Source organism: Pseudomonas sp. IPO3774, assembly GCF_013386835.1.
In the GTDB taxonomy this organism is placed as follows: Bacteria; Pseudomonadota; Gammaproteobacteria; order Pseudomonadales; family Pseudomonadaceae; genus Aquipseudomonas.
Genome location: NZ_JACAQY010000006.1, coordinates 56313 through 80501 on the forward strand (window position 1 = coordinate 56313; position 24189 = coordinate 80501).

21 protein-coding genes are annotated in these 24189 nt (G+C 62.8%); 4 read left to right on the forward strand and 17 right to left on the reverse strand.

The window, feature by feature from the left end; genetic code table 11:
• Nucleotides 1–6: 6 nt before the first annotated feature.
• The 8 genes from pgaA to HYE77_RS02925 form a co-directional block, all read right to left on the reverse strand.
• Nucleotides 7–2460: a poly-beta-1,6 N-acetyl-D-glucosamine export porin PgaA gene (pgaA, locus tag HYE77_RS02890; RefSeq protein ID WP_177068379.1), complete on the reverse strand. Its 2454-nt coding sequence runs from the start codon at nt 2458–2460 to the stop codon at nt 7–9.
• 181 nt (nt 2461–2641) lie between these two features.
• Complete coding sequence (locus HYE77_RS02895) at nt 2642–4138, reverse strand: YdgA family protein (RefSeq protein WP_087693604.1); 1497 nt, start codon at nt 4136–4138, stop codon at nt 2642–2644.
• Between the two features lie 266 nt (nt 4139–4404).
• On the reverse strand, nt 4405–5037 hold the full coding sequence (locus HYE77_RS02900; RefSeq protein ID WP_003218188.1) for a hypothetical protein: 633 nt from the start codon (nt 5035–5037) through the stop codon (nt 4405–4407).
• 81 nt (nt 5038–5118) lie between these two features.
• The gene (locus tag HYE77_RS02905; RefSeq protein ID WP_008433656.1) at nt 5119–6561 is read right to left on the reverse strand and encodes an efflux transporter outer membrane subunit; all 1443 of its coding nucleotides are present in this window, start codon (nt 6559–6561) and stop codon (nt 5119–5121) included.
• Nucleotides 6558–7448, reverse strand: a complete 891-nt coding sequence (locus HYE77_RS02910) for an efflux RND transporter periplasmic adaptor subunit (RefSeq protein WP_003218191.1) — start codon at nt 7446–7448, stop codon at nt 6558–6560. The genes HYE77_RS02905 and HYE77_RS02910 overlap by 4 nt, the downstream gene beginning before the upstream one ends.
• Nucleotides 7445–7654 carry a DUF1656 domain-containing protein gene (locus HYE77_RS02915; protein ID WP_003218193.1) on the reverse strand — a complete coding sequence of 70 codons (210 nt, stop codon included), beginning with the start codon at nt 7652–7654 and terminating at the stop codon, nt 7445–7447. The genes HYE77_RS02910 and HYE77_RS02915 overlap by 4 nt, the downstream gene beginning before the upstream one ends.
• Nucleotides 7651–9729, reverse strand: coding sequence for an FUSC family protein (locus tag HYE77_RS02920; RefSeq protein WP_177068380.1), 2079 nt, complete (start codon nt 9727–9729; stop codon nt 7651–7653). The genes HYE77_RS02915 and HYE77_RS02920 overlap by 4 nt, the downstream gene beginning before the upstream one ends.
• Nucleotides 9726–10157 carry a MarR family winged helix-turn-helix transcriptional regulator gene (locus HYE77_RS02925; RefSeq protein WP_177009336.1) on the reverse strand — a complete coding sequence of 144 codons (432 nt, stop codon included), beginning with the start codon at nt 10155–10157 and terminating at the stop codon, nt 9726–9728. Before HYE77_RS02925 ends, HYE77_RS02920 begins: the two co-directional genes overlap by 4 nt.
• A gap of 260 nt (nt 10158–10417) precedes the next feature.
• On the opposite strand from HYE77_RS02925, the gene HYE77_RS02930 reads away from it, so the two are divergent.
• Nucleotides 10418–10696 carry a hypothetical protein gene (locus HYE77_RS02930; protein ID WP_003218199.1) on the forward strand — a complete coding sequence of 93 codons (279 nt, stop codon included), beginning with the start codon at nt 10418–10420 and terminating at the stop codon, nt 10694–10696.
• Nucleotides 10693–10986 carry a type II toxin-antitoxin system RelE/ParE family toxin gene (locus HYE77_RS02935; protein WP_177027844.1) on the forward strand — a complete coding sequence of 98 codons (294 nt, stop codon included), beginning with the start codon at nt 10693–10695 and terminating at the stop codon, nt 10984–10986. Before HYE77_RS02930 ends, HYE77_RS02935 begins: the two co-directional genes overlap by 4 nt.
• A gap of 4 nt (nt 10987–10990) precedes the next feature.
• Here HYE77_RS02935 and HYE77_RS02940 read toward each other — a convergent pair whose 3' ends face one another.
• Complete coding sequence (locus HYE77_RS02940; protein WP_003218203.1) at nt 10991–11236, reverse strand: DUF2789 domain-containing protein; 246 nt, start codon at nt 11234–11236, stop codon at nt 10991–10993.
• A gap of 75 nt (nt 11237–11311) precedes the next feature.
• Nucleotides 11312–12919: a glycosyltransferase family 39 protein gene (locus HYE77_RS02945; protein WP_371321553.1), complete on the reverse strand. Its 1608-nt coding sequence runs from the start codon at nt 12917–12919 to the stop codon at nt 11312–11314.
• A gap of 210 nt (nt 12920–13129) precedes the next feature.
• On the opposite strand from HYE77_RS02945, the gene HYE77_RS02950 reads away from it, so the two are divergent.
• Nucleotides 13130–15292, forward strand: coding sequence for an outer membrane assembly lipoprotein YfiO (locus tag HYE77_RS02950; RefSeq protein ID WP_177068382.1), 2163 nt, complete (start codon nt 13130–13132; stop codon nt 15290–15292).
• Nucleotides 15293–15295: 3 nt separating this feature from the next.
• Nucleotides 15296–16000 (forward strand): DUF3142 domain-containing protein, encoded by a 705-nt coding sequence (locus HYE77_RS02955; protein WP_134325515.1) that lies wholly within the window; start codon nt 15296–15298, stop codon nt 15998–16000.
• Between the two features lie 33 nt (nt 16001–16033).
• Here HYE77_RS02955 and HYE77_RS02960 read toward each other — a convergent pair whose 3' ends face one another.
• The 7 genes from HYE77_RS02960 to HYE77_RS02990 all read right to left on the reverse strand — a co-directional run bounded on the left by HYE77_RS02960 (nt 16034) and on the right by HYE77_RS02990 (nt 24181).
• The gene (locus HYE77_RS02960; protein WP_177068383.1) at nt 16034–17476 is read right to left on the reverse strand and encodes an efflux transporter outer membrane subunit; all 1443 of its coding nucleotides are present in this window, start codon (nt 17474–17476) and stop codon (nt 16034–16036) included.
• On the reverse strand, nt 17473–18531 hold the full coding sequence (locus HYE77_RS02965; protein WP_177020631.1) for an HlyD family secretion protein: 1059 nt from the start codon (nt 18529–18531) through the stop codon (nt 17473–17475). The genes HYE77_RS02960 and HYE77_RS02965 overlap by 4 nt, the downstream gene beginning before the upstream one ends.
• A 26-nt stretch (nt 18532–18557) precedes the next feature.
• Nucleotides 18558–20093, reverse strand: a complete 1536-nt coding sequence (locus tag HYE77_RS02970) for an MFS transporter (RefSeq protein WP_102367852.1) — start codon at nt 20091–20093, stop codon at nt 18558–18560.
• A 229-nt stretch (nt 20094–20322) separates the two neighbouring features.
• Nucleotides 20323–21243, reverse strand: coding sequence for a LysR family transcriptional regulator (locus HYE77_RS02975; protein WP_003218223.1), 921 nt, complete (start codon nt 21241–21243; stop codon nt 20323–20325).
• Nucleotides 21244–21441: 198 nt separating this feature from the next.
• Nucleotides 21442–22290 carry an ABC transporter permease gene (locus tag HYE77_RS02980; RefSeq protein WP_003218225.1) on the reverse strand — a complete coding sequence of 283 codons (849 nt, stop codon included), beginning with the start codon at nt 22288–22290 and terminating at the stop codon, nt 21442–21444.
• A gap of 12 nt (nt 22291–22302) precedes the next feature.
• The gene (locus tag HYE77_RS02985; RefSeq protein ID WP_008433632.1) at nt 22303–23154 is read right to left on the reverse strand and encodes an ABC transporter ATP-binding protein; all 852 of its coding nucleotides are present in this window, start codon (nt 23152–23154) and stop codon (nt 22303–22305) included.
• A 1-nt stretch (nt 23155) separates the two neighbouring features.
• The gene (locus tag HYE77_RS02990; protein ID WP_177068384.1) at nt 23156–24181 is read right to left on the reverse strand and encodes an ABC transporter substrate-binding protein; all 1026 of its coding nucleotides are present in this window, start codon (nt 24179–24181) and stop codon (nt 23156–23158) included.
• Nucleotides 24182–24189: the final 8 nt, after the last annotated feature.

Here is a 24189-nt window from a genome sequence, read left to right on the forward strand (position 1 = left end):
ACTCTTCTAGAAGCGGTAGGTGAGGTCGACGATCAGGCGCAGGTCGCTTTCGCGCTCACCGTCATAAGGTCGGCTGATCCAGCTGAGGTTGGCGCCGGTTTCGAGCACGTCGTTCCAGCGAAACCGCTGGCCGTAGCCCACCAGTGCAACGCCGCCGGTACCGTAGTCGCGCTGGCTGTAGGTGCCCGCCCCCACCTGGAACTGCTGGCTCCACTGGGTTTCGTAGCGGTGGTAGAGCACGTGGTTGACGGTGGCCGTGGGCAGCACGCTGAAGTCCGAGCGCGGGTTGAAGTACGGCGTGTCCTCCTTGGTGTTGTGGCTGGTGCCGACTTCCAGGCCCAGGTCGACTTGCACCCCCGGCGAGCTGTACACGCCCTGGCGACCGGTGAGCAGCGCTTCGAGGCGGTTGTTGCCGTCGCTGAAGTGGGACGGGCTCAGGGCCAGTTTCCATTCGCGGCTTTCGTTGGCGCGCCAGCGGATAAACCCGCTGCCGCCGTTGGCAGTAATGTCGGCATTCAGTGCCCGCAGCGGGGTGCTCGCGGAGAGGTAATCGAGACTGCCGCCGTACTGCCATTGGTCATTGATGTCGCGGGCAATCGCGATGCGTGCGCCCTGCTTGTCGCCAAAGCCGTAGGAGTGGTTGGAGACCTCGGCTTCGAGGGTCATGTCGCGGGTGCGCCGCTCTACACCGAGGCGCTGCCAACGGTGTTGGCCGGTGCCTTCTTCGAAATCGGCGGTGGCGTAGCCGGCCCCGCCAAACACGCGCCAGTCTTCATCGATGGGCGGGCTGTAGAGCAAGGTTTCGATGCCGAAATCGCGGCTGCCGGACACCGCGCCCGCGCCGTCATCGCCGCCGCCGTTGCTTTTGCCGGTGTAGGCCTCGACGCGCAATTCGGCCATGTCGTGCACATCCCGCAGGCGGCTGAGGCGCTGTACCTGGCGGTTGTCCGGGGCGCGGTCGACCACGTCGTCGGTGAGTGCATCGAGTTGGCGCCACTCCTGCAGATCGAGGGCAGTGTGGCCTTGGGAAACCTCCAGGCCGATGTCGCGCGGGGCCTGGGCTTCGGTTTCCTTGAGGGTGTTTTCGGCGCGCCGTGGCCAGTCGCGGGCACGGTACATATCGGCCTGGGCCAGGCGCAGGCCGATATTGCCCGGGGCCTGTTGCACCAGGGCTTCCAGGCCTTTTTCGCTGGCGGGCAGGTCGGCGCCATAGGTGCCGGCCTGGGCGGCCAATTGTTGGGCGTCCATCCAGGCGTCGTTGGGGTTGCCGATGGGCAAGCCCTTGAGCTCGACCCGGGGTTTCTGGGTGCTCGCCAGGTTGTCGGCGACTTCGCGAGCTTCCACCACTTGATCGTTTTCGAGCAGGGCGTAGAACAGCGCGGTGCTGTCTTCGACGTGATCGCCGGCGTCCGCATCGCTTGCCGCCAGGGCCTGGCGATACAGCGGCGCGGCCTTTTCCGGCTGGCGCTGGTCGAGGTAGGCGGCAGCGACCCAGCGCAGGGCGTAGGTCGGCAGTTGCACGCCTTCGCCCTTCAAGACTTCGTAATCGCGGATCACCTCGGCGGTGCGCGCCCGGGCTTTCAGCGCGCCCAGACGGTCGATGCGCCAGCGCACCACGTCATCATGGGCGTTGGCATCCGGTGTCCAGGTGGTGAGCAGTTGGTCGTAATCCTTGAGGGCACGGTCGGCGATGACGTAGCGCTCTTTTTCACTGCGGGTCGCGAACTCGGCCATGCGCACGCGCTCGGCGGCCAGGTCGCCTTCGAGGCGGCGTTGGGTGACCGGGTCCAACAGGCCAGGGCGCCGGGCAGCGAGGCGCAGGGCCGGTTCCGGCAGGCGCGCACGTTGCAGGGCGACGATGTATTCGCGGACGACTTCAGGTTTGTTGCCGGCACGCATGAACGCCTGGTCGAATTCGAACAGCGCGTCATAGGTAGAGCCGGCACGGGTCAGTGCGTAACCCAGGGCCATGCGGCGGTCGGCGTCGTCGGGCTTGGCGGCCACCAGGGCGCGGGTGCGCTGCACCGCTTCAGCGGTCTGGCCGGCGTCCGCCTGGGTCAGGGCCAGGCCGAGTTGCAAGTCCGGATTATTCGGCTCGCGCAGCAACGCCAGGCGATACACGGCAATCGCCGGTTCCCAACGCTGCTGGTTGCGATAGGTGCGGGCGACGGTGGCCAGCGCCTGGGTGGTGAGGGTGCGTGAGCGGCCCTGGGCCTCGTAGACCGTCAGCACCTCGGCGTCCTGGCGCGCCCAGCTGGCAATCAACAGGTGATCGCTGACCTGCCCCGGCGTCTGGCGCTCGGCGGGCATTTGGCGCAACAGGTTGAGGGCCGGACCATAGTTGCCACTGCGGGCCTGGTTGATCAGCGAATCATAGGCCGCATCGGCCGATGCCACGACGGGCCAGAGCAGTTGGCTGCACAGGGCCAGGCGGATAAACGGATGAATATTACGCGACATGTCGTCAGCTTCCTCACCAGGGAAAGCTGTAGCGATAAGTTCACCTGCACGATACTCCAGGCGGCCGGCATCTGATGACGCGGCCAAGCTTTCCCGGGGCGCAATATCCTTGAGGGGGGTACAAAAAAGGCCAATTCAGAACAATTGTTCAGAATTGGCCTACATCACTTTGAGCCGAGTCTTATTGAGCGCCGCTGACCGCGCCGAACTTGCCCAGCACAAAACCAATGAATTGCTCGACGGTCATTTTCTGGCCGTTGAAGGTCACTTCATTGTTGGCGTAGTGCAGCTTGGACACGATATCGGTACCCACCAGGGTCGCCAGTTGAGTACCCACGGCCATGCCGCTGATCATCTCGCTGGCCATCTGGGATTGCTGCTCGATGGCTTTCGGGTCGGTCACACCACCAATCTGCGCCTGCAGGCCGGCAACGTCCTGGATCATCGGCTTGGACAGGGTCAGGTTGGCGTCCAGCAGCGCAACGATTTGCTTGCCCAGTTCAACCGGCGGCAGGTCCATGCTCGACGGCTTGGCGAAGTCCGCCACCAGGTTGAAGCGGCTCTCGCCATTGGTGGTTTTCAGCGACAGGTTTTCTACCGCCACTTGCGGCTTGGCAGCCAGCAGTTGGTCGACGTTGGCCTGGGCCAGGGTCTGCTCGGCTTCGGTCAGTTGCAACTCAGGCACGGGCTGGCCAGCAGCGGCAGCGGCCTGGGCCGGCTGTACTTTTTCCTGGTAGAGCTTGGTCAGTACCAGCATCGACGGGATGTCGACGTTCTTCATGCTGACGGCCATGGCCGCCGAACCCACGGGCTTGCCCTGGTAACCGATCTCGTCGATCTTGTAGTCGACGCGGCCGGCCAGGTTGTTGTCCTTGGTTTCGCTGCTGTCTTTCTGCTCAAAGTTCTTGAGAGTCAGCACTGCTTGCTGCGGGCCGAAGGTGACCTTGGTGTTGGTCAGCTCGACGGTGTTTTGCCCGGTGTAGAAACCGAAGGTGGTTTTTTCCAGGTTGCTGGCGATGGTCAGGCCGCTCAGCTCCGCATCCAGCTTGGCGTTGTTGGCATCGACAACCGAGACCTTGAGGCTGTCCATGTAGCCGCTGGCCTTGACCTTCTTGCCTTCGGCGGTGGAGTCGAAGTCGAGGTTGGCGCCGGAGAAGCTCACGGCCGACTTGTCGTCCTTGAGTTCCAGGGGCAGCAGTTCAACGTTGCCGGTCACCGAGCGGTCATAACCGATGTTGGCCACGCCTTTGAGGGGCGACACGTCCTTGCTGGCAGCGAACCATTTTTCGGTGGTGGGGTTTTTCTCGAGTTCGTAATGACTGGTGGCCATGACCGGCAGCCACTTCAGCGACACCAGGCGCGAGAACGGCAGCGGGCCGTGTTCGATATGGTCGACGAACAGCAGTTCGGTGTCCTGATGATTTTCGCCGAACACCGCGCCCTGGGCCTTGAGGCGATAGTGGGCGGTGCTGCTGAACAGCTGACGGTCGAGGGAGACCAGTTCGAGGGTCACAGTGCCGTCGACACCGGCCATGGAGGTCTGCAGTTCCTTGTTGGCGTCCTGGATGGCGGTTTGCAGCACCGGCTCCAGTTGCTTGCCGGTGTACCAGGCACCGCCTGCACTGATTGCACCAATGGCGACGACGATACCCAAGAGAACGACTGCTGGCTTATTCATGTAGTGACCTGATCAAATCCTGTGAAGTGGGCTGTCTTCCCTGAACCCCGAAGGGTGTCGGCTCAAGCCCGCCGAAATCCGGGGAAGATTAGCATTGGCTGGCGTATGCAGCCCAATTTTTCAATAGGCGCAGACTTCAGCGCTGAACGGTAAAGTGCCTTCGCGAGCAAGCCCGCTCCCACATTCGACTGCATTCCAAAGATGGAACTCGATCGAATGTGGGAGCGGGCTTGCTCGCGAAGGCGTCAGTACAGACACCACAGATTTCAGGAATACTCGGTTTCGATCTCATCGAGTTGATGGTCGAAGCTTTTCAGGCGCGCCGTCCACGTATACACCAGCACCTCAAACTCACGGTGAATCACCGCATTGCCCGGCGTATCCGACTTGGGATCATAAAAATCCAGCTGGTAACGCTCTCGCGCCATCGCAGTGGCCACATCGGATAATTCCCGGGCGTTATTCAGCCAATGCCGTCCGTCGGCGACTTGCCGATCAAGCATCACGCATTGTTTTTTCAGGGCTTCGAGGCTTTTTTCCAGCGGTGTGCCGGTCAGTTCGCCCATGACTTCCTGGAAGGTGCGCCCCGGCTGCCAGTAGCTGCCCCAGAAGTAGCGGTCGAACACTGTCTCGACCCGACGCAGGGCAACCTTGGTGTCCCAGATCGCCACGCGGGTCTTGCCTTGTTCGAGTAGTCTTCGCTTGATTCGCTGGCCCTGGTAGGAGGCCCAGGCCACCACGCCGATGGACAGCACCGCGATCAGCGCGCTGGCGCTGTCGAGGAACACCATGGCCTTGTCGATTTGATGGGCCAGCATGATGCCGTAGAAGTAAGTCGCCGATAGCAACACCAGTGCGAAGAACACGCACCAGAAAGCGGGAGCATAAGGGTTTTTCATTATTGGAATCCCCATGAGCAAACGCGAGCAGTGACCAGCGGACCATCACGTAAGTCCGCCTGTCAAAGCATAGCAATCAGCTCAGGGTTTGCTGGCTTGTGTGGCTTGCGTTCGTCCACTTTCCCAGCCACCGCCCAGGGCCAGGAACAAATCGATCTGGCTCATGGCAACCTGGGTGTTCGCCGCCGCCAATTGCGCCCGCACGTCGGTGTAGGTGCGAGTGGCTTGCAGGTCGGCCAGGAACGACGCGCGGCCGGCCTGGAAGAACCGGTGCGTCTGCTCCGCCGCCTCTTTGGCCGACGCGCCGGCATCCGCCAGGGCATCGCGGCGTTGCAGTTGCGCGGTGTATTGCGCCAGGCCCGTCTGGGTTTCACGGATAGCGTTGAGCACCACCCCGTCGAAGTGCGCCAGGGCGCCCTGGGTCGCGGCTTCGGCTTCGTGGATGCGGGCGCGGGCGCCGTTGGTCGGCAGCGTCCAGCTGATCAGCGGGCCAAAGCCCCAACGGTTGGTGGCCGGGGTGCCGAGGTCATCCAGGATGCCGACGGTACCCACGGTGGCGCCGATGCTGATGTCCGGGTACAGCGCGCCGGTGGCCACACCGATGCGCGCGGTGGCCGCCGCCAGTTGGCGTTCGGCCTGGCGCACGTCAGGGCGGCGCTTGAGCAGCGTGGCGCCATCGCCCACCGGCAACAACTGCGCGATGTGCGGCAGCTCGGCGCATTGGGCAGTGCCGGCCGGCAGTTGATCCAGCGGCCTGGCCAGCAACATCGACAGGCGGAACAGCCCGGCCTGGCGCAGTGCTTCATAGCGCGGCATTTCGGCGCGCAAGGATTTGTATTGGGTTTGCGAACGGGTGACCTGGGTTTCATCACCGCGCCCGGCATCCCGCAGGCGCTGGGTCAGGTGCGTGCTCTGGGCTTGCAGGTCGAGGGACTCGTTGGCGATCGCCAGCTCTTCGTTGGCCGCACACACCTGGGTGTAGGAGCGCACCACGTCCGCCACCAGCGTGATACGGGCGATATCGGACGCCGCCTGGGCCGCATCGGCAGTGGCCTGGGAGCTTTCAATGCCGCGCTGCAAGGTGCCGAACAAATCGAATTGATAGGAGGTGCTGATACTGGCGCTGCCGATATTCGCCACCGGGACTTTTTCCGTCAGCAAATAGGCCTCACCCGATTCTTGCAGGCGCTGGGCTTCGGCCTTGGCGCCGGCACTCCAGCCGCCGGCCGATTCGGCTTGCTGCACCTGATAGCGCGAGCGCTGCAAGTTGGCCGCAGCCACCCGCAGGTCGGTGTTGGAGGCCATGGCCTGCTCCACCAGCTTATCCAGGCGCGGGTCCTGGTAGAGCTTCCACCAGTCCGCCGGTACCGGCGCCGACACCACATTGCTGCCCTCCCCGGCCAACTGGCCCTGAAGGTCACCGCGGTTCACGGCCGCCTTGTCCGGCAGCTTGTAATCGGGCCCCACCACTTGGCAGGCCGACAGCAACAACCCCAGCCCGGCGGTTGCTAAAAGCCGTTTCATGGCTTGTTCTCCGACTTGGGTTGGTCGTCGATGATCGACACGGTGGCGGTGCGCCCGGCAATCATGCGGAAGTCTGCCGGCACATCGTCAAACGCAATGCGCACCGGAATCCGCTGGGCCAGGCGCACCCAGCTGAACGCCGGGTTGACGTTGGGCAGCAGGTTGGAGCCGCTGGTGCGGTCACGGTCTTCGATACCGGCGACGATGCTCTGCACATGCCCGCGCAGGCGAGCGTTGTCGCCGATCACGCGGATGTCGACGCTCTGGCCGACGTGAATGCCGTCGAGCTTGGTCTCTTCAAAGTAGCCGTCGATGTGGAACGAGTTGCTGTCCACCACCGACAACACCGGACGCCCGGCGGTCACGAACTCCTGGTTACGCGGCGCACGGTCGTTGATGTAGCCGTCCACGGGGCTGCGGATCACCGAGCGGTCCAGGTTGAGTTGCGCGGCATCCACCGCCACTTGCGACTCGGCCAGGGCCGATTGGGCACGGGCGACGCGGGACTGGCTTTCTTCCAGTTGCTCGCTGGCCACCAGGTTGCCGAGGCCACGGTTACGCTTGTTCTCGCGCACGGCCTGGGCCAGGGTTTCCTGACGGTCGGCCACGGCGGCCTGGGCCTGGCGCAGGGCCAGCTTGAAACGGTCCTGGTCGACGGAGAACAGCACCTGGCCGCGCACCACCAACTGGTTATCGCGCACGTCCACTTGCTGGATCAGCCCGGACACGTCCGGGGCGATCTGCACGATGTCGGCACGGATGTGGCCGTCACGGGTCCACGGCGCGAACATGTAGTACATCACCATGCGCCACACCACGACGCAGGCGAAGGTCACCACCAGTAACGTCAGGACTACACGGCCAATGGTCAAAAAAGGTTTTTTCATGTCATGAGGTATCGACTGAGTGAATCCACTGCGCCCAGCAACAGAGCGTAGAGACCCACATTGAACAATGCCCGGTGCCAGACCAGGCGATAGAAGTGGACGCGGGTCAACAGCCCGTGCACCACCAGGTACAACACATACGTAATGCCCATCAGCACCAGCAACGTGGGCAGGAACACCCCGCTGATATCCAGATCACCGATCATAAAGGCGCTCCATCGGGTAACGGCGCTTCCATCTCTGTGCCGCCAAGAAATTCCACGCCGGGCAACAGCGCCAGGCGCAAGCCGCTGAGGGCGTGCAACAAATGCAGGCGGGTTTCGTCCTCGCCTTGCAGGCCCTGGCCGTTGAGGGCGCGGCGGGTACGGTCGAGGGTCATCAGCAGACCGCTGGGGGCCGGCAGACGTTCACCGGCCTTGAGGCAGGCCTTGAAGTAACCGCCGACGCCTTCCACCACCTGGTTCAACAACACACGCGGCACCCCGAGGATGCGCGGCGAGTACGCCAGCAGGTCCAGCAGGTTCAGCGCCACCCGCACTTCCCGCAGGGCGATGCCGGTGTCCTGGCCGGTCATGGCCAGGCGCGGCAGGTGTTGCATCAGGCGGTCGAGCATTTGCACGCCCATCTTGCGGTGTTCGGCCAGGGTCGCAGGCTCGGTCAGGGTGACGATGTCGCGCCAGCTGAAACGGGTCAGGCGCTTGGCCGCAAGCTCAGCGCCGAACGGCCGGGCAATCAGGGTCCAGACAAAGGCGAACAACAGGCCCACCGGGCCCGCCAGGTTGGAGTTGGCAAAGGCCAGGAAGTCCGCGTCGTAGGCACCCTGGATGCTGATGAACGACGAGGTGTTGACCAGCGTCAGCAGCATGCCGAGGTAGAAACGCGGCTGTACCGTCAGCGTGCCGATGCAGATAAAGGGCACCGAAAACGCCAGCACCAGCATCGGGAAATCGTGCAGGTTGGGCAGCACCAGAAACAGGTAGAGGCTGGCGAACAGCACCGACATCGCGGTCCAGAAAAAGAACCGGTAGATCTGCGGCGCCGGGTCGTCCATCGAGGCGAAGAAGCTGCAGGCCACCGCCGCGAGGATCACCGCGCTGCCACCGTCGGTCCAGCCCAGCAGGATCCACAACACCGAGGCGACGATGATCGCGGTGACGGTGGAAAACGCCGAGTAGAACATCAGGCCACGGTCGAGGAATGGCGTCAGCCGGCCCAGGCGCCAGTGGCGGTAAACTGCGCGCCAGCTGTCCTGGCTTTCGCACTGGATGGCGGCTTGCAGGCTGCGGCAGTCTTGCCACAGATCCACCCACTCGCCGAGGCGATACAGGGCGTTGGAGAACAGCAACTGGTGGCGGTCATCCAGGGCGTCGGCATCGGGTTGCAGGGCTTCGATCTGGTCGCGCAGGACACGCCAGCGTTCGAGGGGCGCATCCTTTTGCGTGCTGACCAGCCACTCGTTGGCGGCGGTCAGCAACGGTGTGAAGCGGTCGAGCAATTCCGGCGCGCGATGTTCCAAGGCGTACACGGCGTCGTCGAGGGCATCGATCACCGGCAGCAGGTGGATCATCCGCCCGCGCAGCTCCTTGGTGTTGCGCACCGTTTGCGGCCGCGAGCCCTCATGGGGCAACTGGCCGATCATCAATTCCAGGGTGTTGAAGGTGGCAACCATGCCGCCGCGCAGGGTGCTGATTTCTTCGGGCTGGACGTTGCGGCTGAGGAAGCGCCGGCTGTAGACCTGCGCGTCGGCAAACCACTTGCTTACCGAGTCATCGAACACCGGCGCCAGGCGTCGCGGCCAGAACATCGCACCGACCACGGCCGCCACGGCAATGCCAAGGAAGATTTCTTCAGTCCGCGCTTCGGCCACATCCCACACCGCCAGCGGGTTATCCACCACCGGCAGGGCGATCAGCGGCAAGGTGTAGCCGGCCAGCATCAGCGCATAGCTGTCGGCGGTGCGCAGGTGCAGGGACAGGAACAGCAGAATCCCGGTCCACAGCGCGATCACCACCACCAGCAGGTAAGGCGTCTGCACAAACATCGGCACAAAAAACACCGCAGCGGCGGCGCCCATGAAGGTACCGACCGCCCGGTACAGCGCTTTGGAGCTGGTAGGGCCGACAAACGGGCTGGACACGATATACACCGTGGCCATCGCCCAATACGGACGCGGCATTTGCATCAGCATGGCGATGTACAACGCGATCATTGAAGCGGCGAATGTCCTTACGCCGTAGAACCAATCCCTGGCCGGCGGCATGCCGGTAAAAAATCCGTTCAAGAACTCACAACCATGGGATGTTGATTGGCACCTTCGAAGGCCCGCAGTACACGCAAAGCAGCTTCCAGGTCATCGGGGTCGATTGTCGCCAGCACCTCGCGGCGCAGGCGCACCAGTTGCTGTTCCACTGCCTGCACCAGCTCGCGGCCACGCTCGGTGAGGCTCAAGGCCTTGGCGCGGCGGTCGTGGATGTCTTCGGTGCGGCACACATAGCCGGAACTGCACAGCTGATCCAACAGGCGCACCAGGGACGGGCTTTCCATCCCGGCGGCCTGGGCTACCTTCACCTGGTGCACACCGTCGCCGAGGCGGCCGATCATCAGCAGCGGCACGGCGCAGGCTTCGGAGATGCCATAGCTGACGAGCGTGGTCTGGCAGATTTTGCGCCAGGTCCTGGCACCTACCACCATGCTGCTGCTGATGTTCATCTGGAGTTGTTCGAGGGTCTGGGACACTGGATTATTCGCATACAGTTAGTTTGCTAACTATCAATATGGTCGATGGATCCAATGCAGTCAAGTTTTGATACAAATTTGCGGATGGGTGGATGGCCCGTGGGCTAAGTAAAGCTGGTTTGGGGAAAGGTGGTTTGCTGTCAGCAACCGTCAGTCGCCTCGCTCAGCTCACATGCGTCGTCAGGTATGCACGTTGTATATACTTCGTACATACCAATCTAGAGCATTCACTTATGTCAAAACTAGCCGTTTTCACCTTGAAGCTTGAGTCGGAACTACGCGACCAATTCATGGCCGAGTGCGAGGCTACCCACCGTCCTGCATCGCAAATCGTGCGAGATATGATGCGTCAGTTTGTCCAGGCCCAGCAGGAATCACGGGAGTACGACGCGTTCTTGCAGCGTAAAGTAGACGCCTCTCGCGCCTCGATACAGGCAGGCAGAGAGATTTCCAATGAGGATTTGGAAGCTGAGTTTTCTGCGAAACGTGCTCACGTAGATAATCAGGAATGAGGGTTGCCTGGACGCCGGAAGCGGCGCAGGACCGTAGGGATATCTGGGACTTTTTATTTGAGAAAAACCCACAAGCCGCAGCCGATATGGATCGACGCTTCAGCAGTGCAGTGCTGGGGCTGGCAAAACACCCAGAAATCGGCCCACTCGGCAGGATCACAGGCACACGCGAAGTCATTCCTCATCCAAGCTACCGCCTTGCTTACCAACTTGAGCCCGACGTAGAAAGGGTCGTGGCGCTTGTGCACACCGCTCGCCAATGGCCACCAGAGAAAGCAACCGCCTCTTGACGGCCTAGACTCCTCGCCCCTCTCTCAACCGCAAATTCAACTCATCCACCACCTCCGCCCAATCCGCGTCCTCCAGAATCTCTTCACGCAAAAACGCCCGCTGGGCCGGCGTCCAGAAAAACGCTTCCGCCAGATGCAATTCGGGCTTGAGTGGGGAGTGGACCGCGATGAACCGCTCGATGCTGACCGGGTCATCGGGCAAACCGAGCTGTTTGAACAACGATGGCAAGTTGTGGACTGGGGATTCCATGAGGCGTTCCTGGAGAGAGGGTTCACCTGAGTCTAGCCCCCCAGGCGAACATAAACCTCTCAGGTGTTGCGCGGATTAATCGCAGCCCTCACGGTGCACGCCCGCTGGCGCGTTACACAGCACGAACAGCCGGGCCCGCGCGCCGCCGCCGTCCTGCTGGCTGAGCTGACGCCATCCGGCCGGCAACGGGGCAAACTCATCCGGCGGCTCCGCGGCGCTGATCAGCCATACACGCTGGATCTCGGCGGGTAACACCGACAAGCGATCAAGGTAGATGCGCCCGCCATCCTGGTCCACCAGGGTGCCAAAACCATAGGCATTAGGCCGGGTGGACTTGCCGGCGGCGGTCGGCGGTGTGAAAAGCTGCAACTGGGCGTCGGTCTCATCGTAATAGACGTAGGGCAGGTACCACAGCATGTCGCTGATGACGATGCGGTCATCTTCCTGGTAGTTGCGATTGACGAACTCCACCACCACGTTGAACTGATCATGCTCATCGACGGTGGAGTTGGTCTTCACGCCCACCAGCTCGACCCCGACAAACAACACGAAGACTGCCGCTGCTGCGAGCGGCAGGCGCGGCGACAGACGGTCGACGGCCAACGCCACGATGATCGGCAAACTCATCGCGTAGGCGGTGAGATAACGCTCGATAAACACCGGGGAAATAAACGAAACCCCATAGACCAGCAGCACCGGCAGCATGAAAAAAAGCCCCAGCAGCCAACCGAAGCGGTAGCGGCTTTGATCGCGCCAGGCAGTCATACCGACCAGCGCCATCAGCAATAACGGAAACACCACAAAGAGCGGTCGCCACAAGTGGTCGCCCGGGTCCTGAATGAGGAACTGCCACACCATCGACGGCACGGAATACAGGTTGACCGGGTCTTCCCAGCCAATATCACCGCCCACCTTGAGTTCTTCGGTGTGCTGCACCAGGCCCAGCAGATTCGGGAGCCAGGGCAAGTACAGCAACACAATGGCAACGTTGGCCACCCACCAGCCCGCACGCGTGACCAGGCGCAGGCCGCCGGCCCGTGGCTGGCGCAGCAACAGCAGCCATGACCAATGCACCAGCACGCACAACGCGGTGAAATAGTGGGTGTAGAAGGCTGCCGTCATCAACAGCGCATAGGCCACCAGATAGCGCTTGCGCTCAGGCTGGCGGACCCAATACACCAATGCCAGGGTGGCGGCCAGCAGCCATACGCCCAGCAGCGAATACATCCGCACTTCCTGGCTGTAGCGCACTGCCGTGGGCAGCAACGCCAACAGAATCCCGGCCAGCACCGCCGCGCGACGGGTCGCGACCAGCCTTGTCAGCCAGATTCCCAGGCCGACTGCGACCACACCGGGGATCGCACTCATGCTGCGCAGGGAGAAAATGCTGTCGCCGAACACCTCGATCCAGCCGCGCAGCATGCAGAAATACAGCGGCGGATGAACGTCATGTGCGGCGTGAAACCACAGGTCTTCCAGGGAATACTCGGCGAGCAGCAGGCTTGAACCTTCATCGCCCCAGATGGCGGAGGCGGTCAGGCCATAGAAACGCATGGCCATGGCCAACGCCACCAGCGGTACCCACCACAACCGAGCCAGCCAGCCGGCATTCTCCCATAGGCCAGGATTGAGCACGGGCAATGCCCCGGCCTTGTTGTCTTGTTCCGCCACAGAGCGTCGCACCTCTACTTCCTCACCCACTACTGAACCTGCGCTTGCGCGAACACCCGCCACTCTAGGTCAAAAGGCCTTGATTCGCCCGCTGTTTTGCATGGATTTGACCAACCATCCGCCAATCGGACAAATCTGAATTTTGCGCAGGACGTCTCCGACGCTTTCATCGGATCACGCTATGATTGCTGCCTTCCATGGATTCAGGATCAAGGACATTTCATGCGCATCGGTCTTCTGTCACCCCTGGCACTGGCATTGCTCGCCACCCTTCCCTTCCAGGCCCACGCCAGCGGCGATGACTCTTGCTACCCGGATTGGCGGGTGTCGCGCAACAGCCTGGACGTGTGCAGCAACCTGCCCTTCCTGAGCCCCGGCAATGACAGCCGGGTCAACCTGCGGCTGTTGCTGGCGGACAAAAACGTCATGCCGCTGGCGCCGAATGCCTTGGGCGAGCAGGACGTGTCCGAAGGATTTGGCCCGGTGCCCTTTCCGGTGTATCGGCTTATGCCGGCTGCGGATGAGCCCGACAACAAACCCGACGACTCGCGCACCGCCGAACTGGTTGCACTGCTCAGCCCGCTGGGCATCACCCGCGACGACGCCAAGACCGCCGGTGAAGCCTTCCTTTCCGGCGAAGGCAGCCGCTGCCGCAGCAACGCCGATGACAGTGCCGCCGCGTTTATCAGCCAGGTGGTGAAGGCCGATGTACCGCAGGCCGAGCGCCAGTTACTGGCCAAGCTGCGGCTGCAGATGCTCGGCAGTTGCTCCTCGGACGGCGTAGCGGCAGGCGAGGCCGACCAAATCAAATCGGCAGACGGCCAGGCATTGCTCACCTACCTGAAAGCCGCCGGGGACTTTTACAGCGGACGCTTCAGCGATGCGCAAAAAGGTTTTGCCGGGCTGACGAGCAGCTCGCTGCCCTGGCTGAAGGAAACAGCGCTGTACATGACCGCCCGCACCGCGCTGAACGACGCCCAGCAAAATGCCTTCGATGAATACGGCACGCCGTCGCTTGAGCATGTGGATAAGTCTGCCCTGCAACGGGCCGAAAGCGCTTTCGACGACTACCTGAAAACTTATCCACAGGGCGAATACGCCGCCTCCGCCCGTGGCCTGTTGCGCCGGGTGCACTGGCTGGCGCCCAACCCCGACAAACTGGCGGACGACTTTGCCTGGCAACTGACCCAGGCCACCGATGCCCAGCGCAACGTGTCGCTGGATGAACTGGTGCAGGAAGCCGACACCAAGCTGCTGACCAGCACCACGGCACCTGTGGGCAACCCGCTGATCCTGGCCCTCAACGACCTGATGTGGATGCGTGCCGGCGAGCCGCCGAAGCTCACGCGTGAAGCGCTCGATGCACAAAAAGCGGTGTTCGCGCAGGAGCCCGCGCTGTATGCCTACGTGCAGGCGGCGTTTGCCCTGAACGTCGAGCATCAGCCCGACCGTACCTTGAAGCTGCTGCCGCAAGACGTGCCGTCGAATCTCGACTACTTCGCTTTCAGCCAACAGACCCTGCGTGGCCTCGCGCTGGAAGCCAAGGAAGACTGGAAAGCCGCCGAAGCGCTGTGGCTGCAACTGCTGCCGCTGACCAAGCAACCGTTGCAACGTGACCAGCTGGAGCTGGCATTGGCGATGAACTACGAACGCAGCGGCCAGCTGGCCAAGGTATTCGCCGCCGATTCGCCGATCAGTGCCAAGCAGGTGCGCTATATCCTGCTGCGCAACGTCGCCGGTCCCGACCTGCTGCGCCAACAGCTTGCCCACGCCGAAGACCCGGTAGAGCGCCAGACTGCGCAATTCACGCTGCTCTATAAAGACCTGCTGCGCGGCCAGTTCGAGACCTTTGCCGAGGACCTCAAGCAACTGCCCGCCTCGGTTCCCGATGAAAAGCTCGGCACCAGCCTGGGCTACGTCTACAGCGGCGGCCAGTCGTTGAGACTGTTCCAGTGGAACGGTGACAAGGCCGAGTCCGGCTACACCTGCCCGAGCATCGCGCAAATCGCCAGCACCTTGCAGGCCGATCCGAAAAACCCGCAGGGCCTGAACTGCCTGGGGGAATTCGTCCTGCGTAACGGCCTGGACGGCATGCCCCTGGAACAAGCGCGCTCCGCCGGCAGCCTGGGCAGCACTGCCTCGCCCTTCAAGGGTGAAACCTTCTCGCGACTGGAGGGCTACAAGCGGGTGATCGGCAATCCCAAGGCACCGCGAAACGACAAGGCCTACGCGCTGTTTCGTGCCATCAACTGCTACGGACCTTCGGGCTACAACAGTTGCGGTGGCGAAGACGTCGACAAGAACGTGCGCAAAGGCTGGTTCCGCCAGTTGAAAACCGGGTTCGCCGACACCCAGTGGGGCAAGTCGCTGCAGTACTACTGGTAAGCCGTGAAGCGCTTCTGGCTGGCCCTGCTCCTGCTGGCAAGCCCGGCCTTCGGCGCGGTGGACGCCCGCGACCATGACGCGTTCTGGCTGTGGAGCGGCGTTGCGCCGCAGCCGGTGCTCAAGCAGGCGAAAACCCTGTACATCCTCCAGGGCCAGATCAACTCGACCCGCCGCGCGCCCCGGCGTGGTGTGCAATTCATCGCCCAGGGCATGAGTGTGCCGCGCATCACCCAGGGTGAAATCTGGGTGGTGTACCGCGCCCACACCCTGCACTGGCCCGAGTCGGTGTACAGCCAGATGCTCGGCCAGGTGCAACGCTGGCGGGATGCGGGCAACCCGGTGGTGGGCATCCAGATCGACTTCGATGCGCGCACGCAATACCTCGACGAATACGCGGATTTCCTGCGCGACCTGCGCCAACGCTTGCCCAAGGATCTACGCCTGAGCATCACCGGGCTGATGGACTGGAGCAGCAATGCCGACCCGGCCGCCATCGCACAACTCAAGGGCGTGATTGATGAAGTGGTGGTGCAGACCTACCAGGGCCGCCACAGCATCCCGGACTACGCGGCGTATCTGCCACGCATGAACCGGTTGGGGGTGCCGTTCAAGATTGGGTTGATTCAGGGTGGAGAGTGGGAGGAGCCGGGGTATTTGAAGGGCAGTGAGTGGTTTCGAGGGTATGTGGTGTTTTTGCAGAATCCTTGAATGCCCACAGTCCCTGGACTGTGGGCACTGGTATTAACGCCCTGCCGTCTGTTCCGGATACACCGACTCCCAGCCCCCACCCAATGCCTTGTACAACCCGACCATGGCCAGGGACACGCCGGTGGAGCTTTCCACCCACTGCTCCTGGGTCGCCAGCAACGCACTTTGCACGGTCAGTACGTTGACGAAATCCACCACGCCTTCGACGTATTGATGCTGCGCAGTAGCGAGGGCGATCTGGTTCTGCCGCACGGCTTCGGCAAGGCTGTCGCGCCGCAGTTGGCTGGCGTTGTAGCGGGTCAGTTGATCATCGATTTCATGCCAGGCCCGCAGCACGGTCTGCTGGTAGGCCAGGGCTGCCTCCTGTTGCTGGGCTTCGCGCAGATCGAGCATGCCTTGCAACCGGCCACCGTTGAAAATCGGCAAGCTCAGTTGTGGGCCAAAGGCGAATGCACGCGAACTCCACGAGCCGAAATCCGCCAGCTGCAACGCCTGGGAGCCCACGCTGCCAGACAGGGTGATGCGCGGGTAGAAGTCGCCCTTGGCCACACCAATGGAGGCGGTGGCCGCATGCAAGCGAGCTTCGGCCTGGCGGATATCCGGGCGGCGCTCGGCCAGTTGCGACGGCAGGCCGATGGCGACCTGGCGTTGGGTTTGCGGCACCGCAGCGTCCTTGGACAATTCGGCGTACAAGGCTTGTGGCGGCTCGCCCATCAGCAGGCTCAGGGCGTTGATCAACTGGTCCTGGCGTTGCTGCAAATCCGGCAGGCGCGCCTCGATGGCGGCCACTTGAGCAGCGGCTTCGGCTACGTCCAGGTCAGTGGCGACACCGTCGGCCAGGCGCAGTTGCGAGAGCTTCAGGCTGTGGCGCGCCACCTCGAGGTTTTGCTCGGTGACGGCGCGGGTGTTTTGCACGCCGCGCAGCTGGATGTAGTCCTGGGCGGTTTCCGCCAGCACCGACAACAGCACCGCGCGGCGGTCGTTTTCGGCGACTTGCAGGGTGGCGTCGGCGGCTTCGGTTTCGCGTTTTACCCGGCCCCAGAAGTCCAGTTCCCAGGCGGCGGAGAAACCCATGTCCCACTGGTTGAACGCCGAGCGGCCGTTCTTGCCCGAGGCATCGCTCAAGCCATCGGCGCTGTTGCGCTGACGCAGGTAATCGCCGGTGGCGTTGACGGTCGGGTAGCGCTCGGCGGTGATCACCTGGCGCGCGGCGCGGCTTTGTTGCAGGCGGCTGCTGGCGAGTTTCAGGTCAAGGTTATCGGTCAGCGCACGATGGGTAAGCGCGGTGAGCTGCGCGTCGTGGAACACTTCCCACCAGCGCTCTTCCAGCGGGTCGTTGACCGCGTGGCTGGCGGCTTGTCGGCCATGGGGCTCGGTCCATTGGCCGACGGGACTCTGCGGGTGCTGGAAGTCCGGGCCGACGGTGCAGGCACTCAGGGTGAGCAGGCTCAAGGTTAACCAGGCAAGGCGTCTCATTGCTGCGCCACCTCACGTTGCTGGGCGGCGGCGTGGGTGTCGACGCTGGCTTCCACCGACATGCCGACCCGCAGGCGCTCGGTCAACGCCTGGCCGGGCTCCAGGATGATTTTTACCGGAATACGCTGCACCACCTTGGTGAAGTTGCCGGTGGCGTTGTCGGGTTTGACCGAGGCAAATGTCACGCCGGTAGCTGGCGCCAGGCTTTCGAGGTGGCCCTTGAGCACTTCGCCGTCGAGGCTGTCGACCTTCACGTCCACCGTTTGGCCAGCGTGCATGTGGGACAACTGGGTCTCCTGGAAATTGGCCACCACGTAGGCCTCGGCCAGCGGTACCACGGCGAGGATCTTGCTGCCCGGCGTCACATAGGCGCCGACCCGCACCGCGCGCTCGCCGACCATGCCGTCCACCGGCGCGACGATGCGGGTGTACGACAGCTGATAGCTGGCCATTTCCAGTGCGGCCTGGGCACGTTTCAGGCCGCCCTCTGCCGCATCACGCTGGGCGCTGAGGATTTCCACCTGCTTGCGTTCAGCGGCCAGCACCGCCGTGGCATTCGCCAGGCGTGCGGTGGCCTGGTCAATACGCGTCTTGGCTTGCTGGGCGTTCTGTACGGTGCCGGCGCCTACACCCGCGAGGTGGTTGTAGCGGTTCAGTTCGTGTTCGGCAAACGCCACTTCGGCGCGATCTGCCGCCACAGTCGCCTGGGCCTGGGCAATCACCGAGCTTTGGCGCTCCAGGGTTGCCGTGGCATTTTTCAGCTGCGCCTGGGCCACCAGCGTATCGGCATCGGCCGCCTGGGCAGCGGCGCGGAAGTCACGGTCATCAATCAGCGCCAGCAACTGCCCGGCCTTGACCCGCTGGTTGTCTTCCACCAGCACTTCCTTGATGAAGCCGGCCACACGCGGCGCCACCAGGGTGTAGTCAGCGGCGACGAAGGCGTCGTTGGTGCTCTGGCGTTTGCTGCCGAACACACCCGGCGCCAGCAGGTAAACCAGCACACCGACGGCAAACACGGTGATGACGGTTACAGCGATTTTGTCTTTGCTTTTCATAACAATCCCTTTGGCTCAGTGAGCAATCAAGTCGGCGCGCGGGGCGGATAAATCCGCGTCGGCATCCAGAAAATCAGCAGGATCAACGCCGCCGCGACACCGGCCATGACGTAGTAGAGATCCGAAGAGGTGAGCACCACGGCCTGCTCGTGCAGCCGATGGGCAAGGCCGGCGGCATCGCTGTCGGCCAGGGGCGAGTTGCCCAGGCTGTCCACCAGCATGGTCGAGTGGAAATGCAGGCGGTGTGTGGTCAGGGCATCGAGCACGCCGGTGGCGACCACGGCAGCCAGGCCTTTGACGGTGTTGAACCACGCCGAGGCGAAAGGCCCGTCCTGGGGCGTGATGCTGCCGGTGGAGAGCATCAGCAGCGGCAACACCGCCATCGGTTGCCCGAAGATCTGCAGCAGTTGCAGCACGTAGAAATCATCGCGAATCCATGCCGACGTGAGTTGCGCCCCGCCCACGCAGGACAGGATCAACATGCTCAAGCCAATGCCCAATACCCAGCGGCAATCGACCCAGCGCAAGTTGCACAACGCCGCCACCAACGGCAGCGCGATCAACTGCGGCAGCGCCATGATCAGCATCACCGGTGCAGTTTGCAGCGGGCGGTAGCCTTGGACCTGGGCCAGGTAGCTGGACGGAATGATGGTCACCGCCAGCAGCACGATCAGCACCCCGGCGAGCACAATCAGCGCGAACGACAGGTTGCGTAGCCCAAGCATCTGCAACTTGAAAAACGGCATCGGGTGCGACCACTCGTTGATCATGAACAGCACCAGCAACACCAGGCCGCCGATCAACAATGAGGTAATCAGCGGCGACTCGAACCAGTCCAGCCGATTGCCCTGCAACAGGCCGATCACCAGCATGCAGATCGCCGGGAACCCCAGCAGCAGACCACGCCAGTTGAACTGCTTGAAGCGCTCCAGGCGCAGCGGGTCCTGGGGCAAGCCGTAGGCCACGGCCGCCATGGCCAGCAGGCACGGCCCGACAATCTGCCAGAACGCCCATTGCCAGCCGACGTATTCGGTCCACATGGCCGCCAGCGGTGTGCCGAGGCTGGGGCCAAAAGTGGCCGTGAGGGCATAGCCGGCGAGGCCGTACAGCTTGACGTTGGCCGGCAGGAACCGCAGGGCCACGGTCATCAGCATCGGCGGCAAGGCGCCACCGGCCAGGCCTTGCACGGTGCGCAGGATCAGCAGGCTTTCGTAGTTCGGTGCGAACGGGCACAGCACGCCAAGCACGGTGAACAGGCCGATGGCGCAGAGGGTGAAACGGCGCAGAGAGAACGTCACCGAACACCAGGGTGCAAAGGCCATCGCCGAGACAGAGGTGGCGGTGTAGGCAGCCACCAGCCAGGTGCCTTCGTCGAAGCCGATGTACATCGCACCACGAATATCGGCGAGAGCGACTTTGGTCACCATCTCGTTGAGGCCGGACACCAGTACCGCAAGCAATACGCCCACCAGGCCGATGATGATGCGCGGGCCGAAAACGGGCGGGGTAATGGCGGTCGGTTTGGCTGCGGCCAGGGGTGCGGGAGCAGCGAGGGACGTCATGAACTACAACTCGGAATAGGAAATACCCGAGCAGTTTAATAAGGCTTAGACATGACAAAAAGTGACTTATCGGAAGCTTATAAGTGCACCAGACGCAATGATCAAGATGCAGGCGATCTCTGTGGGAGCCGGGCTTGCCCGCGATTGCATCACCTCGCTATGCCTGAAAAACCGTGTCGCCCGCATCGCAGGCAATCCAGCTCCCACATTGGCCGAGCTCACTTGCGACTCACGTGGGCTGCGCTTCCTTCCACGTCGCCTCGCAGCATTCACGCATGGTCTCGCGCAGCCATCTATGGGCCGGGTCCTTGTCGAAACGCGGGTGCCAGGCTTGGGTCAGCACCAGGGTCGGCAGGGAAATTGGCAGGGTGAAGGCTCGCAACGGCAGCTTCAGGCGATTGGCGCTGTAGAGCGCTTCCTTGGGCACCGGCAGGATCAGGTCGGAGTCCGGCAGCATGAACATCGCGCCGTGAAACCCCGGGGCGATCATCGCGACTCGGCGTTCCAGCCCCTGGGCGTTCAGGGCGGTGTCGATGGGCCCCCGGGCAATGCCGCGGCGGGAGATGCTGATATGGGAATAGCTGGCAAACCGTTCGGCGGTGATTTCTCCATCGAACAACGGGTGCCCTTCCCGTGCCAGGCCGACGAAGGTGGTGGTGAACAGGTTCTGCACCTTCACTTCCGGAGTGATCGGCATGGTGTTGCCCACCCGCAGGTCGAGACGGCCTTCACGCAGGGCCTCGTCATCGGTGTCGCCTTCCGGCACGAAGCGCAGTTCGCACAGCGGTGCCATGCGTTCCATGGTGTCGAACAGCCGACCGCCATACACTCCGACAAAAAAGTCATTGGCCCGCACGCTGAAGCGCCGGCGCAGGGTGCGCAGGTCCACTTCGTCCGCCGAGCGGAACAGCAGCGCCGCCTGCTCCACCACGCTGCGCACCTGGCCTTGTAGCTCCAGGGCCTTGGGCGTCGGTACCAGGCCGCGACCGGCGCGCACCAGGATCGGATCGCCCACTGCCTCGCGGATGCGCGTGAGGGTGCGACTCATGGCGGCCGGGCTCAGGTTCATCCGCCGCGCGGCGCCTACCACACTGCCCTCGTCGAGCAAGGCGTCGAGGGCGACCAGCAGGTTCATGTCCGGTAATTGCATGCCAAGCACTCGTGATGGGTTGGGAGTGAACTTGGCGCAATCGTAGCAGACTGTGGCGAGGGAGCTTGCTCCCGCTGGGCTGCGAAGCAGCCCCAAAATTTGCAATTGAGACTTTTCTGAAAGAACGCGGTGATGTTATTGGGGCCGCTTCGCGGCCCAGCGGGAGCAAGCTCCCTCGCCACAGGGTTGGTGTTTCAGTCAGCGTTGCATGCCCCAGCGCTTCACGGTGACCCGCTCCAGGGTGTCGAACACCAGGTTCTCCACCAGCAGCCCGATCAGGATCACCACCGCCAGGCCGGCAAACACTTTGTCGGTGTACAGCTCGTTGCGGTTCTGGAAGATGTACCAACCCAAACCGCCTTTGCCGCTGGTAGCACCGAACACCAACTCGGCGGCGATCAGCGTGCGCCAGGCGAACGCCCAGCCGATTTTCAGCCCGGCGAGAATCGACGGCAGCGCAGCCGGGATCAGGATGAACAACACGAAGCGCATACCCTTGAGGCCATAATTTCGACCGGCCATGCGCAGGGTTTCGGAAACACCGAGGAACCCTGAATAGGTGTTGAGCGCCAGCGCCCACAACACTGAATGCACCAGCACGAAGATCAGGCTGTTCTGCCCCAGGCCAAACCACAACAGCGCCAGCGGCAGCAGGGCAATCGCCGGCAACGGGTTGAACATCGAGGTCAGGGTGCTCAGCAGGTCACGCCCCAGTTGGGTCGACACCGCAAGCGTGGTCAGGGCAAACGCCAGCACAATGCCGATCAGGTAACCCTTGATCAGCACCACCAGCGAGATACTGACCTTGCTCAACAACTCGCCACTGGCCATGCCGTCGTAGAACGCGCTCAGTGTCTGCAGGAAGCTCGGCAGCAGCAGGTCATTGTTCTGATAACGGGCAGCCGCTTCCCAGAGGATCGCAAGCACGATCAGGATCAGGCTTTTACGCAGCCAGCCTTGTTGCCACAGGCGCTGGCGCCACGGCAACTCGCGCTCTACGCGAACACCGGGCAACGGTTCGAGAGTGATTTCATATTCCTGGCGCATGGTGCAAACCCTTCAATAAGCGATGCGGATATCGGCGAAACCCAGTTCGGTTTCCACCTCGGGCGCTTCATCAAACAACAGCCGATGAATGCGCCGCGCCGAAGCCTGGAACTCCACACCGCCGAGGCTGTGCAGGTCGTATTGATGGCTGTGGATTTCCGCCCGCACCCGCCCCGGGTGCGGCGACAGCAACAGGATGCGGTTGCCCACCACCAGCGCTTCCTCGATGGAGTGGGTGACGAACAGCAGGGTGAAACGCACCTCTTCCCAGAGCAGCAATAGTTCTTCCTGCATCTTGCGCCGGGTCAGGGCGTCGAGGGCGGCGAAGGGTTCATCCATCAGCAGGATTTTCGGCTGCATGGCCAACGCCCGGGCGATTGCCACGCGGGCTTTCATGCCGCCGGACAGGGTGTGCGGGTAGGCATCGGCAAAGGCCGTAAGGCCGACTTTTTCCAGGTAGTACAGCGCCCGCTCTTCGGCCTCGCGACGCTTGAGGGTTTTGGACGCCAGCAGCGGGAACATGACGTTCTGCTTGACGGTTTTCCACGGCGGCAGTTGGTCGAACTCCTGGAACACCACGATACGGTCCGGCCCTGGCTGCTCGACTTTTTGCCCGAGCAGACGGATCTCGCCTTCACACGGCTTGATAAAGCCGGCGATGGATTTCAACAGTGTGGATTTGCCGCAGCCCGAAGGCCCCAGCAATACAAAGCGGTCTGCCGGATCGATCGCGAAGCTGACTTGGTGAGTGGCCCGCACCACCCGTTCGGGCGTGCGGTATTCAAGGCTGACTTTATCCACCGAAAGCAGTGCTTCGGTGGTGGTCGGGTTGCTGGCCGTGTGGCCTTGCAAGGGCGCGTTCATGTCAGCTCCCTTGCAGCGGCTTGGCGTCCTGGAAGAAGTAATCCTTCCACGATTCGGGTTTGTTTTTGATCGCGCCGACGCGGTAGAGGAATTCCGCCAGCGGGTAGGTGTTTTTCGGTGTGACGCTGAATTCGAACTGCGGGTTTTCGATGATTTTCAGCAGCTCGGCGCGGTCGATCTTGGCCTTGGTCACGCGGATGTAGGTATCGGCGGCGGCGCCTTTGTCGTTCTGGGCGAACTGCGCCGCTTCGGTCAGTGCCTCGACGAACGCCTTGTAGGTTTTCGGGTTGTCGTTGCGGAATTTCTCGGTGGCGAACAGCACGGTCGGCGAGTTAGGCCCGAGGATGTCATAGGAGTTGAGCACCACATGCACGTTCGGGTTGGTCAGGGCCTGCTCCTGGAACGGCGGGTTGGAGAAGTGCCCGGTCAGCTCGGTGCCACCGGCAATCAGCGCAGCCGTGGCATCCGGGTGCGGGACGGCGACGGTGTACTTGTCGAGGCGATTGAATTCCTTGTCGCCCCATTGCTTGGCGGCAGCGTATTGCAGGAAACGCGACTGCACGGAAACGCCCACTGCCGGTACGGCAATGCGGTCTTTTTCGGTGAAGTCGGCAATGGTCTTGACCTTGGGATTGTTGCTCACCAGGTAGTAGGGGAAGTTGCCCAGGGAGGCAACGGCTTTCACGTTCTGCTTGCCGTGGGTGCGGTCCCAGATAGTCAGCAGCGGGCCAACGCCGGCCCCGGCGATGTCGATGGAACCGGAGAGCAGCGCATCATTGACGGCTGCGCCGCCGGACAATTGTGTCCAGTCGACCTTGATGTCGATGCCTTCCTGCTTGCCGTATTTTTCGATCAGGTTCTGGTCGCGCACCACGTTGAGCAACAGGTAGACGATGCCAAACTGCTCGGCGATGCGAATCTCGCCTTCGGCCTGGGCGGCGGCAGGCGCCGCAAGACTGCCGGCCAGCAGGCTGACGCCCAGGCCAACCGTCGCGGCCAGGCGCGCAAATGGGGTTTTCTTGGACATGGTCATGC

What these genes read in the sequence shown, in the direction of transcription:
- pgaA (WP_177068379.1), bottom strand. Translation starts at nt 2,460, where the DNA reads ATGTCGCGTAATATTCATCCGTTTATCCGCCTGGCCCTGTGCAGCCAA.
- HYE77_RS02895 (WP_087693604.1), bottom strand. Translation starts at nt 4,138, where the DNA reads ATGAATAAGCCAGCAGTCGTTCTCTTGGGTATCGTCGTCGCCATTGGT.
- HYE77_RS02900 (WP_003218188.1), bottom strand. Translation starts at nt 5,037, where the DNA reads ATGAAAAACCCTTATGCTCCCGCTTTCTGGTGCGTGTTCTTCGCACTG.
- HYE77_RS02905 (WP_008433656.1), bottom strand. Translation starts at nt 6,561, where the DNA reads ATGAAACGGCTTTTAGCAACCGCCGGGCTGGGGTTGTTGCTGTCGGCC.
- HYE77_RS02910 (WP_003218191.1), bottom strand. Translation starts at nt 7,448, where the DNA reads ATGAAAAAACCTTTTTTGACCATTGGCCGTGTAGTCCTGACGTTACTG.
- HYE77_RS02915 (WP_003218193.1), bottom strand. Translation starts at nt 7,654, where the DNA reads ATGATCGGTGATCTGGATATCAGCGGGGTGTTCCTGCCCACGTTGCTG.
- HYE77_RS02925 (WP_177009336.1), bottom strand. Translation starts at nt 10,157, where the DNA reads ATGAACATCAGCAGCAGCATGGTGGTAGGTGCCAGGACCTGGCGCAAA.
- HYE77_RS02930 (WP_003218199.1), top strand. Translation starts at nt 10,418, where the DNA reads ATGTCAAAACTAGCCGTTTTCACCTTGAAGCTTGAGTCGGAACTACGC.
- HYE77_RS02935 (WP_177027844.1), top strand. Translation starts at nt 10,693, where the DNA reads ATGAGGGTTGCCTGGACGCCGGAAGCGGCGCAGGACCGTAGGGATATC.
- HYE77_RS02940 (WP_003218203.1), bottom strand. Translation starts at nt 11,236, where the DNA reads ATGGAATCCCCAGTCCACAACTTGCCATCGTTGTTCAAACAGCTCGGT.
- HYE77_RS02950 (WP_177068382.1), top strand. Translation starts at nt 13,130, where the DNA reads ATGCGCATCGGTCTTCTGTCACCCCTGGCACTGGCATTGCTCGCCACC.
- HYE77_RS02960 (WP_177068383.1), bottom strand. Translation starts at nt 17,476, where the DNA reads ATGAGACGCCTTGCCTGGTTAACCTTGAGCCTGCTCACCCTGAGTGCC.
- HYE77_RS02965 (WP_177020631.1), bottom strand. Translation starts at nt 18,531, where the DNA reads ATGAAAAGCAAAGACAAAATCGCTGTAACCGTCATCACCGTGTTTGCC.
- HYE77_RS02970 (WP_102367852.1), bottom strand. Translation starts at nt 20,093, where the DNA reads ATGACGTCCCTCGCTGCTCCCGCACCCCTGGCCGCAGCCAAACCGACC.
- HYE77_RS02975 (WP_003218223.1), bottom strand. Translation starts at nt 21,243, where the DNA reads ATGCAATTACCGGACATGAACCTGCTGGTCGCCCTCGACGCCTTGCTC.
- HYE77_RS02980 (WP_003218225.1), bottom strand. Translation starts at nt 22,290, where the DNA reads ATGCGCCAGGAATATGAAATCACTCTCGAACCGTTGCCCGGTGTTCGC.
- HYE77_RS02985 (WP_008433632.1), bottom strand. Translation starts at nt 23,154, where the DNA reads ATGAACGCGCCCTTGCAAGGCCACACGGCCAGCAACCCGACCACCACC.
- HYE77_RS02990 (WP_177068384.1), bottom strand. Translation starts at nt 24,181, where the DNA reads ATGTCCAAGAAAACCCCATTTGCGCGCCTGGCCGCGACGGTTGGCCTG.